This window comes from Sorangium sp. So ce185, from assembly GCF_051526825.1.
Lineage (GTDB): Bacteria > Myxococcota_A > Polyangia > Polyangiales > Polyangiaceae > Sorangium > Sorangium cellulosum_D.
Window position 1 is genome coordinate 717,153 of record NZ_CP150316.1, and the last position, 13,727, is coordinate 730,879.

The 13,727-nt window shown below is 74.2% G+C and carries 11 protein-coding genes and 1 tRNA gene; 7 read left to right on the plus strand and 5 right to left on the minus strand.

The features are described 5' to 3' along the window. Positions 1-205 precede the first annotated feature (205 nt). Together WMF26_RS02770 and rd are read left to right on the plus strand one after the other, a co-directional pair. Positions 206-1,045: an SDR family NAD(P)-dependent oxidoreductase gene (locus WMF26_RS02770; RefSeq protein WP_061623928.1), complete on the plus strand. Its 840-nt coding sequence runs from the start codon at positions 206-208 to the stop codon at positions 1,043-1,045. A 164-nt stretch (positions 1,046-1,209) separates the two neighbouring features. Then, positions 1,210-1,374 (plus strand): rubredoxin, encoded by a 165-nt coding sequence (gene rd, locus WMF26_RS02775; protein WP_020732538.1) that lies wholly within the window; start codon positions 1,210-1,212, stop codon positions 1,372-1,374. 423 nt (positions 1,375-1,797) lie between these two features. On the opposite strand, the gene WMF26_RS02780 is transcribed toward rd, so the two are convergent. Both WMF26_RS02780 and WMF26_RS02785 read right to left on the minus strand, forming a co-directional pair. Then, positions 1,798-1,870 (minus strand) — tRNA-Ala (locus WMF26_RS02780). A gap of 235 nt (positions 1,871-2,105) precedes the next feature. After that, the gene (locus WMF26_RS02785) at positions 2,106-4,319 is read right to left on the minus strand and encodes a hypothetical protein (protein WP_437999049.1); all 2,214 of its coding nucleotides are present in this window, start codon (positions 4,317-4,319) and stop codon (positions 2,106-2,108) included. A gap of 226 nt (positions 4,320-4,545) precedes the next feature. On the opposite strand from WMF26_RS02785, the gene WMF26_RS02790 reads away from it, so the two are divergent. Beyond that, complete coding sequence (locus tag WMF26_RS02790; RefSeq protein ID WP_437999050.1) at positions 4,546-4,884, plus strand: hypothetical protein; 339 nt, start codon at positions 4,546-4,548, stop codon at positions 4,882-4,884. On the opposite strand, the gene WMF26_RS02795 is transcribed toward WMF26_RS02790, so the two are convergent. Together WMF26_RS02795 and argB are read right to left on the minus strand one after the other, a co-directional pair. Then, positions 4,845-5,330, minus strand: coding sequence for a hypothetical protein (locus tag WMF26_RS02795; protein ID WP_437999051.1), 486 nt, complete (start codon positions 5,328-5,330; stop codon positions 4,845-4,847). The two genes, WMF26_RS02790 and WMF26_RS02795, sit on opposite strands and share 40 nt — an antisense overlap. A gap of 38 nt (positions 5,331-5,368) precedes the next feature. Beyond that, entirely contained in the window at positions 5,369-6,196 is an 828-nt protein-coding gene (argB, locus tag WMF26_RS02800; RefSeq protein ID WP_061627643.1) for an acetylglutamate kinase, read from the minus strand. Between the two features lie 191 nt (positions 6,197-6,387). Between argB and WMF26_RS02805 the strand changes: the two genes are divergently transcribed. Further along, positions 6,388-7,560, plus strand: a complete 1,173-nt coding sequence (locus WMF26_RS02805) for a M20 family metallopeptidase (protein ID WP_437999052.1) — start codon at positions 6,388-6,390, stop codon at positions 7,558-7,560. Positions 7,561-7,743: 183 nt separating this feature from the next. On the opposite strand, the gene WMF26_RS02810 is transcribed toward WMF26_RS02805, so the two are convergent. Continuing rightward, positions 7,744-8,991, minus strand: a complete 1,248-nt coding sequence (locus WMF26_RS02810; RefSeq protein ID WP_437999053.1) for a class I SAM-dependent rRNA methyltransferase — start codon at positions 8,989-8,991, stop codon at positions 7,744-7,746. 30 nt (positions 8,992-9,021) lie between these two features. Between WMF26_RS02810 and WMF26_RS02815 the strand changes: the two genes are divergently transcribed. The 3 genes from WMF26_RS02815 (at position 9,022) to WMF26_RS02825 (ending at position 13,710) form a co-directional block, all read left to right on the plus strand. Continuing rightward, a complete protein-coding gene (locus tag WMF26_RS02815; RefSeq protein WP_061622101.1) occupies positions 9,022-10,101 on the plus strand; it encodes a hypothetical protein in 1,080 nt (359 codons plus the stop codon). Between the two features lie 512 nt (positions 10,102-10,613). Next, positions 10,614-11,816: an FIST signal transduction protein gene (locus WMF26_RS02820; protein ID WP_437335687.1), complete on the plus strand. Its 1,203-nt coding sequence runs from the start codon at positions 10,614-10,616 to the stop codon at positions 11,814-11,816. A gap of 25 nt (positions 11,817-11,841) precedes the next feature. Continuing rightward, the gene (locus tag WMF26_RS02825; RefSeq protein WP_437335688.1) at positions 11,842-13,710 is read left to right on the plus strand and encodes a GAF domain-containing sensor histidine kinase; all 1,869 of its coding nucleotides are present in this window, start codon (positions 11,842-11,844) and stop codon (positions 13,708-13,710) included. The last annotated feature ends 17 nt before the right edge of the window (positions 13,711-13,727 follow it).

Genomic DNA, 13,727 nt, shown 5'->3' on the forward strand with positions numbered 1-13,727 from the left:
ATGGGCGCTGAGGTGCTGCCTTCGCGTCCATCTCCCCCGAGGTGCGCATTTCCGTTTCATCCAATTTATACAGGCGATCGTGGGGCGCGCTCGCCGGCGCGGCGCAGCGGACGCGGGCCGCGGCGGGCGATCCGGGGGAGGTGGCGACGGCGCTCGGCCTCGGGGCCCTTGCGCGGCCCGGGCGCGCTGGGCAACCCTTGCGGCCGTGCAATCGCCGATCGACAGCGGGGTCGTGCTCATCACCGGCGCGTCGTCGGGCATCGGCCGCGCGCTGGCGCGCGAGGTCGCCGGCCGCGCCCGGGCGCTCGTTCTGGTGGCGCGCCGCAGGGATCGCCTGGAGGCGCTGCGCGCCGAGCTCGCCGCGGCGCGTCCGGGGCTCACCGTGCTCGTCTTCGGCTGCGACGTCACCGATCGGGCGGCGGTCGACGCGATGCTCCTCGCCGTCGCGGCCGAGGTCGGGGGGGTCGACGTCCTCGTCAACAACGCCGGCTTCGGCGATCTCAGCCTGTTCGACCTCTCGGCGTGGTCGCGCACCGAGCAGATGATCGCGCTGAACGTGACGAGCCTCGCGTACCTCACGCACCGGCTCGTCGGCCCGATGGTGTCGCGCGGGCGCGGCGTGATCGCGAACGTGAGCTCCGGCTTCGGGCTCACGTTCGGGCCGGGGATGGCGGCATACATCGGCACGAAGCACTTCGTCACGAGCTTTACCGAGGGCCTCCGCCTCGATCTGGCCGGCACCGGCGTGCGGGTGACGCAGGTCTGTCCCGGGCCGGTGCAGACCGAGTTCACGGAGATGGCCGGCAATTTCACCGGCCTCGAGCCCCCTCTGCTCCTGTCGATCTCCCCGGAGCGCTGCGCGCGCTCCCTCGTCCGCGCGGTGGACCGGGGCCGCGCGCTCGTCGTGCCCGGGGTGGTGGCGTGGTTCGTCGTCTACCTCGGCGTCCTCTGCCCCCGCTGGCTGCTGCGGCTCGTCTACCGGCCGATCGCGCGCATGCTGCGCAAGAAGCAGCTCGCCGTGCGCGGCGCTCCGGCGCCTCCCTGAGGCGGATCGCCGCCGCGTCCGCGCGGAAGACGCAGGACGCAGAACGGAGCGCCGCTGGGCCGGCCGTCGCGCCGCGCGGCGCGGCGCGCCAGGTTCATCTCCGGGGCGATAGCCCTTGTGGTAGCGTCGTGCGCGGCTCGCCAAGCCCCTGAGGAGAACCACGGATGAAGAAATATCGGTGCCTGGTCTGCGATTTCATCTACGACCCGGCGGTCGGCGACCCCGACAGCGGCATTGCGCCGGGGACTTTGTTCGAGCACCTGCCCGACAGCTGGGCTTGCCCGGAGTGCGGCGCGACCAAGGCGGACTTCGAGCCGATCGAGGACTGAGCGCGCTGCCCCGCCCGGTGCCGCGGCGGGCGGGTGACACGGAGGCGCGGGCGGGCACATCGACGGTCCGCCCGCCGTGCCCCCCGTATTGTCGCGACACCGTCCGCGCGCGGCCGCGCGATCGACCACGGGTCGGGCGAGCTCGGCGCCTCGGATGGGCCAGCCACAGCGCTCTCGCGGTGCGCTCGGCACGGCGCGGCGAGCGCGGCAAGCAGCGCGCGGGAGCGCTCCGCGGTGACCGAAGTACGCCGCGGCGAGCGAGATGCGTCCTGCGGCGGCCGAGAGGCACGCCGCCGTGCGTGAGGACGGCGCAGCGCGGTGCCGTGGAGCCAACCGCGGCGCAAGCTCGGTGCGCGCCCGCTAGCGACGATACGAGGGTGGAAAGAAGAACTGCTAAGAAAGAGAATCGAGCGAATTCGAGGGTGGACCTGACAGGGATCGAACCTGCGACCTCTAGAGTGCGATTCTAGCGCTCTCCCAACTGAGCTACAGGCCCTCGCTTTCGAGAGCGCGGACTCTACCCGCCTGGGCGCGGCTGTCAAGCGAAGAAAGCGGTTTTCTGTCCGGGGTCGCCGCGCCTTGCCTGAGCGGCGACCCCGTGCGCCTTCTCCGGCCTCTTCCTCCTCGTCGTCCGGGCTCGTTTCTGGTTCCGGAGGAGGGGAGGCCCTCGGCGGGGGAGCTCGGCACCACCTCTCGCGCAACCCTCGCGGGGCCTGCGCCGCGGGCGACGCCTAGTTGGCCGGGCTCTGGTCCGTCTGCGCGGGCTCGCCGGGCGGCTCGGCCTGCGCGCGCGCCTGGGCCTTCGGGTTCTGGAAGGAGAAGAGCCGCTCGCGCTCCTCCCCATAGCTCTGGGTGCTCCCCCACTTCGGGTTCCAGTCCTTCACCCAGTACACGTCCCCCGAGACGATCGCGTCCTCGGGCCGCCCCGTGCGCTCGGGGTAGCGGTACATGTACTCCTTCATCGCGTCGCGGTACGAGGTGTTCGCCGGCAGCTTGATGCGGGCGAAGTAGTCGCACCAGATCTGGGTGTACGCGAAGCTCTTCGCGTTCAGGAGGTCGAAGTTCGGCGGCTCGCCCGTGAAAGGATCGATGTGGCGGCCGTCGACCGTGACGGCGTCGACCACGATCGTCCCGTCGTCCATCACCGGGTTGGGCGAGAACATGAACCAGCCCTGGAGGAAGCGGAGCTTCTGCGCGAGGACGCGCGTCTCCTCGGGGTGCGGCACCTTCCAGCGGTTCTTGATGACCCAGAGCTCGACCGCCGCCTGGTTCACGGCGCCGACGAACATCACGATCGCGCCGATCTCGCGCAGCGCGACGAGCCCCTTCCGGCCGGCGAGCCGGAGCGGCGCCGGCGGGGGCGCGACCTCCGAGCGCTCCGGGACCCGCACGCCGAGCGCCCGGCCCAGGCTGCGGCGGTGCGCCGCCGCCATCGCCGCCGTGACCGCGTCGCGCACGAGCGGCAGGCGGAGCGCCCACGCGACCGCGGGGCCGAGCGGGATCGCCGCGACGAGGTCCGCGAGCGCCAGGGCGCCCTCGACCCCGTTGCCGTCGGGGCGACGCGCCGCGAGCCCGTGCGCCGCGGAGCTCGACGCCTCGAACGTCAGCAGCCCGAACCGGTCCATCCGCTTCAGCACGCGGCAGGCGAGGACGGCGCCCGGCGACCGCGGGTCGAACAGCACGACGCGGGCCCGGTGCGCGCGCCGCATCGTGCGCGCGGCGATGTCCCAGTCCTCGCGGCCGAAGAGGAGCGTCGAGAACACGCAGAGCGCCCACGCGAACGGCCCCAGCACGAACGTCGTGCCGAAGCCGACGTGGAGCACGTTCATCATCACGAGCGCGAGCCGCCGGGCCCACACGCGGCCGAGCGGCGAGAGGAGGCACACCGGCATGGCCGCCTCGAACGCGATCACCATCTTCGTCATGAACAGGATGAGGAAGTTCGGCGCGTAGTCGCGGATGTCCGCCACGATCGGCGTCACCATCCGGTCGACGTAGAGCACGTAGTGGATCGCGGTCCCGTTCTTCCAGGCGGGGCCGGTCTTGTGCACCACGTTGAAGAAGTAGATCGCCGCGATCTGGATCAGCAGGATGGGCCCGACGAGGGTCACGAAGTCGTTCGGCTTGAGCGGGTCGTCGACGGCGGTGCGGTCGTTGAGATCGTCGGCGGTCCGCTCGCGGCTCCGCTTCATCGACGCGAGGAGCGCGTCGAGCGAGAAGCGATCGCCGAGCGGCAGGAAGCACGTCCAGAGCAGGAGCAGGTTGTGGACGACGTAGCCGCCGTTCTCGATGAGCAGGACGCGCCCGTTCATGCTCGTGACGAACACGAGCGAGAGCACCTGCATGAGCTTCGTCTTCCAGCCGATGAGCAGGCAGACGTAGGTCGCGAAGATCACGACCCAGAGGACCGCGAGCTCGCCCGGCGTGGAGAAGGCGTTGAGGAGCGAGAAGTTCCCGCTGCCCTGCGGGCGCCAGAGGTTCACGTGGTTCGGCAGGACGCCGATGTCCGCGAACATGTCGTTCCACGCCCACGTGCGGCGGAACAGGTCGCCGATCAGGAAGAAGCCGAGCAGGATGCGCGTGAAGCCGAGCGTCCGCCGATCGAACGTGAAGAAGCTGTCCCGGAGGATGTCCCACATCGATGGCCCGCGCCGCGGGGGAGCCGCCTCCGGCTCGCGCTCGGCGTCGCCGTCGTCCGCCGCGGCGCCGTCGTCCGCCGCGGCGCCGTCGTCCGCCGCGGCGCCGTCGTCCGCCGCGGCGCCGTCGTCCGCCGCGGCGCCGCCCTGCTCCTCGTCGCGCGCGGCGCTGCCCGTGGGCGCGCCCTCGCCTGCGCCGGAGCTCCCCTCGGCGGCGGCCTTCCGGCCGGCCGCGTGGCTCCCGCTGGGGTCCTCGTCCCGGAGCGCGCCCTCGGGCCCGCGCTCGTCGCGATCGTCGTTTGCGTTCATAAGGCGTCGAGGTCGGTGCTGCGCGAGCGGAGCGCTCGCCGCTGTCGGTTCCTACCTACCGCAACCGCGCGGGCGCCGCACGAGGCGACCAAGGTCGCGACGCGCGGGCGCGCCGGGGCCCTGGTCGCCTCGCGCGGCGCGCTCGATGCGCGGGGGCTCGCGCGGCGGCGGCGCGGCGTGCTTGATGCGCGCGGCGCGGGGCGGTACGGGGAGGGAGGTGCCCCCGATGCCCGACGCGGAAGAGCGCCTTGCGCTCGCGGCCTGCGCCTTCCTGGCCGGCTGCCTCCTGCTCGCGCCGCGCGAGTGGGTCTCGGCGGGGCTCGCGCTCGCGCTCGCGGCGGCGCTCTTCGCCTGGCACTTCCGGCTGCGCGCGGGGGCCGGTCGGGGCGGGCCGGCGGCCGCGACGGCGGCCGCGGGCGCTCCGGTCGAGGCGGCCGCGCCGGGCTTGTCGGCCGCCGCGGGCCCGCCGGCCGCTCCGGGCCTGTCGGCGGCCGCAGCCCAGGGCTCGCCGGGCGAAGCGGGCGCTCAGGCCTTGCCGGGCGAGGAGCGGCGGGAGTCCGGCTGAACGCGCAGCGGCGGGCGGCCGAAGCGGGCGCGCACGCGATCGGCGACCGACCGCATCTTCGGCGCCCCGAGGAAACGCCGCTCCAGCCGCCGCTTGCCGGGGATGTCGAGGAGCATCACGCCGATCAGGATCACCAGCGCGCCCGGGCCGGGAATGCCGGGCAGCGAGAGCATGATCCCGAGCGCCACGGCGACGACGCCGAGCAGGTTCTTGCCGATGCGCGCCGACACGCGCATCCAGGCGGGGCGCCCCGGCAGGAACGGCTCGTCCTCCTGCTTCTGCAGGTAGTCCTCGGGCAGACGGACGAGCACGAACGCGACGAGCGCCGTGCCCGCGACGAAGCTGGCGGCGCCCACGCCCGCGCCGATCGCGATCTGCTCGCGATGCGCCTGCACGAACGAGAGCGCGGCGTGGACGGCGTCCATCATCGAGGAGGCGAGGAGCATACGGCGCGCGGCCGGCCGGGGCGAGGCCGGCCGCCGTCTCAGGGGACGAGCACGGTGCCGATGGACCCGGGCGCGCTCGCCTCGCGCTCGAGATCGCCCGGGCGGAGCCGCCCGAGGATGTGGATGCGGCGGACGCCCTCCGCGAGCGCGGCGAACGACTCCTCGAGCTTCGGGATCATCCCGCGGGTGACGGCGCCGCTCGCGATGAGCGCGCGCCCCTCGGCGACGGTGAGGCTCGGGATGCGCGAGGCGGGGTCCGCGACGTCGCGCAGCACGCCCGGAACGTCGCTCACGAGGAAGAGCCCAGCGGCGCCGAGCTCGATGGCGACGCGGTTGGCGACCGTGTCGGCGTTGATGTTGTAGACCTGTCCGTCCGCGCCGGCGCCGAGGCAGGCGAGCACGGGCACGTAGCCGCCGCGCCCGAGCAGCTCGAGGAGCCCGCGGTCGACGCCCGTGATGTCGCCGACGAGGCCGAGGTCCACCGGATCGGGGCCGGCGCTCCGGTAGACCTGGGGCGGGCGCTTGACCGCCGAGAGGGCGGGCCCGCTCGCGCCGTGGAGCCCGACGGGCCGCGCGCCCGCGGCGACGAGCGCGGCGCAGAGGTCGACGTTGAGCTTGCCGGCGACGACCATCTTCATGACGTCGAGCGTGTCCGCGTCGGTGACGCGCTGGCCGGCGACCTGCCGGACGGGGATGCCGAGGCGCTCCTGCAGCCGGGTCGCCTGCGCTCCGCCGCCGTGGACGACGACCGCGCGCGCGCCGGCGCGGGTGAGCGCCGCGAGATCGCTGGCGAGGACGGCGAGGGCCGGGCTGCCCACGACCTCGCCGCCGAGCTTGATGACGAGCGGGCCTTCCGACGCTGTCACGGGTGCCTCCGCGTTGCTCTGGGACGGTTCATGGGCGGACACGTATCACTTCTGCAGCGGGCAGGGCAGAGGTCGCCGGTCCCCTGCGCGCCCTGGCTTCCGCGGCGCTGCGGCGTCCGGCCTCCGCGGCGCTGCGACGCCCCGGCCTCCGCGGCGCGGCGGCGCCCGGGCTTCCGTGGCATGCTGGCGCGGTGATCCACGCCCTTCGACAGGCGCTGTCCAGCCGCGCGGCGCCGATGCTCGCGCTCCTCGAGCGGCTGGTGAACCTCAACTCGTTCACGGACAACCCGCGCGGCGGCGACGCGGTGGGCGAGGTCCTCGCCGACGAGCTCGCGACGATCCCCGGCCTGTCCGTGCGCCGGTTCCCGAGCGCGCGGTTCGCGGCGCACTGGGTGGTGGAGAGCGAGGCGGCGAAGGCGTCGCCGGCGGGGCACGTCGCCCTCGTCGGGCACCTCGACACGGTGTTTCCCCCGGGCGTCTTCGAGGGCTTCCGCCTGGACGGGGAGCTCGCGCGCGGGCCCGGCGTGCTCGACATGAAGGGCGGGCTGGTGGTGGCGATCGAGGCGCTCCGGGCGCTCGAGCGGCTCGGCGCGCTGGCGGAGATCCCGGTGCGGCTCGCGATCGTGTCGGACGAGGAGGTCGGGTCGCCCGAGGGGCGTCCGCTGCTGCAGCGCGAGCTCGCGGGCGCGGCGTGCGCGCTCGTGTTCGAGGCGGGGCGCGAGGGGGACAGGATCATCACCGCGCGCAGGGGCACGGGTGGAGCGACGGCGCGGGCGACGGGCAAAGCGGCGCACGCCGGCAACGCGCACGAGCAGGGCGCGAACGCCATCTGGGCGCTCGCCCGCTTCATCGACCGCGCGCAGCGGCTCACCGACTACGCGCGTGGGGTCACGGTCAACGTCGGCAAGGTGAGCGGCGGGCAGGGGAGGAACACGGTGCCCGACGCGGCGGAGGCGGCGGTCGATTTCCGCTTCGTGAGCCTCGCGGACGGCGAGGCGATCCTGTCTGCGCTCGCCGCTGCGGCGCGCGAGGCGGCGCTCGAGGTGCCTGGCACCTCGGCGCGCGTGGACGGCGAGGTCGCGCGGTCGCCGCTCGTGCGGACCGAGGCGAGCGCGGCGCTTTACCGGGAGTACGCGGCCTGCGCGCGGGCGGCGGGGCTCGGCGACGCCGAGGCGCCGCTCATCGGCGGCGGCTCCGACGCGAGCTCGACGGCCGAGATCGGGATCCCGTCCATCGACGGCCTGGGGCCGCGGGGCAGCGGCTTTCACACGAAGGACGAGCTCATCGAGGTGGGGACGCTCGTGCCCAAGGCGGAGGCGCTGGCGGCCTTCCTGCTGGGTCGGCGCGCCTCGGCGAGGGGATAGCGCGAGGGCGCGCGGGCGAGCAGGGAGCGAGGCACCTCGTGTGGAGGCTCCCCGAGATTCCCTATCTGAACGACTCAGGATCTCCCCTTCGGTGGATTCGCAACACAGGATCACGGCAAGACCGCAGCTCTTGCCGGTCGTGAAAGTCTCCGCCGCTTCCGGCGCGCCGGCGCTCCTCGACGCTCACTCCAGCACCACGAACTTGAGGTACCGCCCCTCCCACCACGCCGGCAGCGTCGGGTGATCCTCCGGCTGCCCGTGGATCGCCCGCACCCGCAGATCGTCCCGCTCCAGGGTGGCGTCGTCGAGCGTCGCCAGGAAGTCCTCCGCCGTGATGTGGCTCGAGCACGACGCCGCGCACAGCACGCCGCCGCGATCGAGCACGCGCGCGACCGCGGCGTGCAGCCGCCGGTAGGCGCCGAGCGCGCGCGGCTTGGCGCGCTCGCTCGGCGCGAAGCTCGGCGGGTCGGAGATGACGAGATCGTACCGGTCGCCGCGGGCGCGGGCCTTCTCGAGGAAGTCGAACGCGTCCGCCGTCACGAAGTCGTGCGCCGCGGGATCGACGCCGTTCTCGCGGAACGTGCGCTGCGCGGTCGCGTGCGCGGCCGGCGCCGAGTCCACCGAGGTGACCCGCCCCGCGCCGCCGAGCGCCGCGGCCACCGAGAAGCCGCCCGCGTAGCTGAACAGGTTGAGCACGCGCCGGCGCCCGGCCGCGAGCGCGCGCACCCGCGCGCGGTTGTCGCGCTGGTCGAGGAACGCCCCCGTCTTCTGCCCGCGCGCGAGATCGACCTCCATCGCGACCCCCGTCTCCCGCACGAAGAGGCGATCCGGCAGCGGCGGCCCGTGCACGTGCGCGAGCTTCTTGCCGTCCGCGTCCCCGCCCGTGGCCTCCCCGCGCGCGCGCAGGCCGATCGAGCGCACGCCGCGGGCGCCGAGCGCGCGGGCGAGGTGCGGGAGCAGGCGGTCGAGCCACGGCGCGAGCATGCCGCCGTCGAGGCGGACCACCGCGACGCGATCGTACCGATCGATGACCAGCGAGGGCACCCGGTCCCCCTCGCCGTTGCACAGGCGGTAGGCCGTCGTGTCGCGGCCGGCGAACCAGCCGTCGCGCAGGGCGAAGGCGCGCTCGAGCCGCTCCGCGATCGCGCGCTCGTCGAGCGCCGGCGCCTGCGCGCGCTGGAAGACGCGGACGGCGATCGGCGAGTCGGCGTCCCAGAGCCCCCGCCCGAGGAACGGCGCGCCCTCGGCCGACAGCTCGACCACGTCGCCCGTCGCGGCGGCGCCGCCGCCACCTCGAGGCGCGCGCTCCCCGCGCCGGCGATCCCCGGCGCCGGTCGCGCGCCCGCCGCCGCCCGCGATGCCGTCTCGGTACACCCACGGGTGGCCGCGGCGGACGGCGGCGGCGGCTGTCGCGGTGAGATGGACCCGCATCGACCCCGCCTAGCACGGTAAGCTCCCAGCGTGCTGCACCGTGTTGTCTCGATCGGCTGTGCCTGCTTCGGGGGGATCCTGCTCGCCGCGCTCGGCGGACCCGGCTGCACGCAGGACCACGACCTCCTCGGCCGGGATCCGCCGAGCGCGGCGAGCACGTCCGGCGCCGGCGGCGGCCCGGGATCGGCCTCGAGCAGCGCGACCACCACGGGAACGGGCGGCGGCGGCGTCGTCGAGCCGCCGGGGCCGACCAGGCTCACCGTGGTGAACGGCGTCGCCGATCACGACGCGGTCCGCTTCTGCTTCCTCGCCTACCCCGACGGCACCGGCGCCGGCGTGGCGCCCTGGCCGGGCGAAGGCGCGGGCCTCGGCTTCGCTCGTTCCCGGGCGATCGAGCCGCTCGGCGCGGCGATCCCCGAGGGGGCGAGCGTGCGCGCGCACGTGATCGCCGGCGACCTCGGCGCGACGGAGGGGCTCGACTGCGCCGAGATCCTCGCGCTCGCCGCGGAGCCCGCCGCCCCGATCGTCGCCGCGGGGCTCCCCGTGGTGCCGGCGCCGGTGTTCGCCGAGGAGAAGAGCCTCCTCCTCGTCGCCACCGGCTGCCTCGGCGGCGAGGGACACACGCACGCCAGGGAGAAGCAGGGCTGCGGGGACGCCTACACGGCCGACACGCCGACCGCCGGCCTCGTGGCGGTCGCCATGTCGCGGCAGACGAGCTTCGGCAGGCTGAGCTTGCAGGTCGCCCATGCGAGCGCGGCGGCGCCGCCGGTCAACGTGCGGCTCGCGCCCGGCCGCGCGGACGTGAGCGCGGTGCCCGTCGCGCAGGACCTCTCGTACGGCGCGATCTCGCCGTTCCCTCCGTTCGTCGGCCTCTCGCGCGGCGACCTCGGCGCGCTCGAGGAGGTCGAGATCGAGACCTACGAGCCGCTCTCGGCGACGGTGACGTCCTCGGTGTCGATGCGCGAGATCCTGGCGAACAGCGATGTGCCGGCGGACGACGTCTCCGACGGTCAAGGGCTCGTGCTCGTGGCCATCGGGGCTGCTCCGGGGACGGAACGCGGCGGGTTCTGGCACCCCCTGACCTACGCGCTGTTGTGGGCGGATCCCTGAGCCGTTCCGATCATCCTATCTCCGATATCCCGCGCTGACCGCCCCGCCGGGGGGCGGGCACACCTCGCCCGGTCGCTCTCCCGTGCCTACGAGGTGCCGCAATTCCGCCTTGGGCATCAAGGCGACGTCGAGCGTGGTCTGCAATCCACGTTGCCCGCGTGGTGCGCTGCGTTGTCCGGCGCGCGCGGCGCGACCTCGGTTGCTTCTGTGCAATCGACTCGGGTGTGTCCGCCGTGCCCGACGAGCTTGCAGGGGACGTGGTCGTATTGAAGGATAAGGATTCTGCTCCCTCGGTCTCGGGCACCTCTGTCTCCCCAGCAGGTCTCCTCCTCGCGGGCCCGCCGTGGCTCTGCCCGGCGCTTCATTCGAGGTTGTCACGCCGGGAAAATCGCGAGTCGCTCGACGAGCGGGAGCGCCCTGTACGGACGACATCACAGGAGAATGCGCGCCGTGACGTTCGGATGAATCTCCAGTATAACGCGAGTGCCTACATTCCGAGGGGGGAAGAGAACATGGCGACACAGGTATTTGTCGGCGCGAGCTCCACGGCGGATCCAAAGAAGGCTGCCTCGGAGGCCGTGGCTGCGGCGCTCCGCGAGTCGGCGCGCTTCGATCACGGGGGTTCCGCGGCGCGACCCGCGTTTGCGCTCGTCCTGTCGACGGATCAATACGACGCTGACGCGCTCGCCGCGGCCACGACGAGCGAGCTGCCCGGCGTCCCGTGGGCGGGGTGCTGTACGGCCGGGGTCTTCGCGGGCAGCCGCCTTCTCCGGCAGGGGCTCGTCGTGGGGCTCGTCGTCTCGGAGACCGTGCGCGTCGGCATCGGGGTCGCGCAGCCGGTGAGCCAGGACGGGCGGCGCGCCGGCGTGCTCGCCGCCTCGCGGGCGCTCGAGGGGTTCCCGCCGTCCGTTCCGGCGGGGTGGAGCCGCGCGCTCATCGTGCTGCCGGACGCGCTCACGGGCAACGCGGCCGACGTCGTGCGCGGCGCGGTCGAGGTCGGCGGCACGGGCGTCGTCTGGGCCGGCGGCGGCGCGGGCGACAACCTCCGCTTCGTGCGCACCGCGCAGTTCGCGGGCGGCCGCGCCTACTCGGACAGCGTGGTCGTGGTCGCGATCGACTCGCCGGCGCGCATGGCGACCGGCATCCGCCACGGCTTCCGCCCCTATGGCCCGCCGACGATGGTCACCCGCGCCGAGGGCACGGTCCTCGCGGAGCTCGAGTACGAGGGCGCCTTCTCGGTCTACCAGCGCACCGCCCGGGCGAAGGGCCACCAGGTCAACCTCGACGGCTTCGCCACCTTCGCCATGACCCACCCGCTCGGCATCCCGCAGGCCGACGGCGAGCACGTCATCCGCGACCCGCTGCGCGTGATCTCGCCCGGCGGGCTCTACTGCGTCGGCGAGGTCCCGGACGGGTGCCTCATCCGCGTCATGGAGGGCGACCCCATCGGCCTCGTCGGCGCCGCGCGCGAGGCCGCGATCACGGCCCGCGACGCGGTCTCCGGGCCGATCGCCGGCGCCTTCGTGTTCGACTGCATCTCGCGGTGCATGATGCTCGGCGATACGGTGCGCGACGAGCTGACCACCTTCGAGAGCGAGCTCGGCCAGAGCGTCCCGGTGATGGGCTGCCTGACGTTCGGGGAGGTGGGCACGCTGGGCCGGGGGGTGCCGCAGTTCCACAACAAGACCGCCGTCGTGCTCGCTCTGGGGGCCTGAGCCCCGGAGCGGCAGGAGCCCCGTCATGGCGAGCGGCGAAGATCACGAGATCCAGGAGGAGCGGCTGGCGCTGCTCAGCGTCCTCCAGGAGCTCACGGTCGCCGCGCTCGACCTCTTCGATCCCCGCCAGTCGATGGCGATCTTCCTGGAGCGGCTCGCCGAGCGGCTGAGCTGCATCGCGGTGCTCGTGCTCGTCGAGCCGACGCCCCTCGCCCCGCGGCTCCTCGACGCCGCGGGGCTCTCGGCGAGCTCGCGCGCGCTGCCCATCCCGCCGCGCTCGCCGGCCGCGGCCGGCGCGCCGCTGGGCGAGGGCGCGGGCCTCCGCTTGCCGTACCCGGAGCTCGCGCGGCCCGGGCTCGTCACGTGGCACTTCTCGCTGGAGGGGCAGGACGACAGCGGCGCCTCCGGCCTCATCCTGTGCTTCGAGGGCGAGCCCCCGTTCGCGCCGCGGTACCGGGGCATGATGCGCAGGCTCGCGTCGACCTTCCGCACGGCGCTCGTGCACCGCCTGCTCTACGCGCGCATGATCGAGAACGAGCGCGAGCGGGCGCGGCACCTCGCCGCCGCGGAGGCGGGGCGCGCGGCGGCGGAGGCGGCGCAGCGGCGCGCCGCGTTCCTCTCGGAGGCGAGCCGGCTGCTCTCCAGCTCGCTCAACTACGAGGCCACGCTGGTCCGCGTCGCGCGGCTGCCGGTCCCGTTCGTCGCGGACTGGTGCATGGTCGACATCATCGAGCGCGAGGCGATGCTCCGGCGCGCGGTCGTCGTCCACGCCGACCCCCAGAAGAGCGAGCTCGCGCGCCTCTTGCAGGGCCAGACGCCGATGGACTCGGTCCTCCCGGCCGGCGTCTCGCGCGTGCTGCAGACGGGCGAGGCGGTGCTCTGCGAGATGGCCGGCGCGCCCGCCCCCGATGGCGAGCGCGCCGCGTACGACGGCGAGCCGCCGGTGTCCGCCAGCGAGGCGCTCCTCCGGGAGCTCGGCCTCCAGCGCTACATCTCCGTGCCGCTCGTCACGCGCGGCACGATGCTCGGCGTGCTCACCATCGCCTCGGGCCGCGACGATCTGCCCTACGGCGTGGAGGACCGCGCGCTCGCGGAGGATCTCGGGCGGCGGGCCGCGCTGGCGATCGACAACGCGCGGCTCTACGAGAGCGCGCAGCGGGCGATCCGGGCGCGGGAGGAGCTCGTCGCGGTGGTGTCGCACGATCTCAAGAGCCCGCTCGCGACCATCGTCATGAACACGAGCCTCCTGCGCCGGAAGCTGCCGAGCTCGGACGAGGCGGCCGAGCTGCGTCGCCCGGTCGAGCGCATCCAGAAGTCGGCCGATCGCATGAACCGCCTCATCCGCGATCTGCTCGACCTGGCGAGGCTCGAAGGCGGCCACATCTCGGTCCAGCCGGTGCCGCACGACGTCGCCGTCCTCCTGGGCGACGCCCTGGAGCTCCTGCGCGAGGAGGCGGCGGAGAAGTCGCTGCGCCTGGAGCTCGGCGTCGAGCTCGGCGTCGAACGGGCGCTCTGCGATCGCGAGCGGATCCTGCAGGTGATCGCGAACCTCGTCGGCAACGCGATCAAGTTCACGCCCGCCGGCGGCGAGGTCGCGATCCGCGCCGAGCCGTGGGGCAGGGAGGTGCGCGTGTCGGTGCGCGACACCGGCCCGGGCATCCCGGAGGACCAGCGGGCGAGGATCTTCGAGCGTTACTGGCAGGCGAAGGAGACCGCGCACAAGGGCACGGGGCTCGGCCTCTCGATCGCGAAGGCGCTCGTCGAGGTGCACGGCGGGCGGATCTGGGTCGAGAGCAAGGTGGGCGAGGGGAGCACGTTCTTCTTCACGCTCCCGGCGGCGGAGGCCGCGGGCGCGACCACCGGAGTCGCGGCGGGCACGCGGCTCGGGGCCTGACAGCCGTCCTCGGGTTT